General features: G+C 52.3%; 2 rRNA genes. Both read right to left on the reverse strand.

The features are described 5' to 3' along the window. Positions 1-223, reverse strand: a 23S ribosomal RNA gene (locus AOG28_RS17480); the annotation flags it as partial. A 245-nt stretch (positions 224-468) separates the two neighbouring features. Next, positions 469-703, reverse strand: a 16S ribosomal RNA gene (locus AOG28_RS17485); the annotation flags it as partial.

Below are 703 nucleotides of genomic sequence, written 5' to 3' on the forward strand. Positions count from 1 at the left end.
TTTCTTTTCCTCCGGGTACTTAGATGTTTCAGTTCCCCGGGTTTGCCTCTATAGGTTATGTATTGGCCTATAGATACTCACCTGATGGTGAGTGGGTTTCCCCATTCGGAAATCGTTGGGTCGCAGGGTATTTGCCACCTCGCCAACGCTTATCGCAGGCTATCACGTCCTTCATCGCCTCTGGCTGCCAAGGCATCCACCGTATGCGCTTAATCGCTTGACCATATAACCCCAAGGGGTCTGTCAAGGATTACGAATCTGTCGGACCTCTCCGACATATCGTTTTGATAGACATGCGCTTGGCGCACATATCTATCGTCAGCATGATTCACATTGTTAAAGAGCGGCTGTTCAGAGAACAGTGAGAAGCGCGCTCTATGATGAGCACGCTTGCCACTGCCGGCTAAGCCAGCAATAAGATCAGGTAATTCGTTGTGAGCACTTGCCGCGAGCGATAGACAGTGTCGATAAGGAGGTGATCCAGCCCCAGGTTCCCCTAGGGCTACCTTGTTACGACTTCACCCCAGTCATGAACCACACCGTGGTGATCGCCCTCCCGAAGGTTAGGCTAACCACTTCTGGTGCAGTCCACTCCCATGGTGTGACGGGCGGTGTGTACAAGGCCCGGGAACGTATTCACCGTGGCATTCTGATCCACGATTACTAGCGATTCCGACTTCATGGAGTCGAGTTGCAGACTCCA

It is taken from the genome of Cobetia sp. UCD-24C (genome assembly GCF_001306765.1).
Lineage (GTDB): Bacteria > Pseudomonadota > Gammaproteobacteria > Pseudomonadales > Halomonadaceae > Cobetia > Cobetia amphilecti.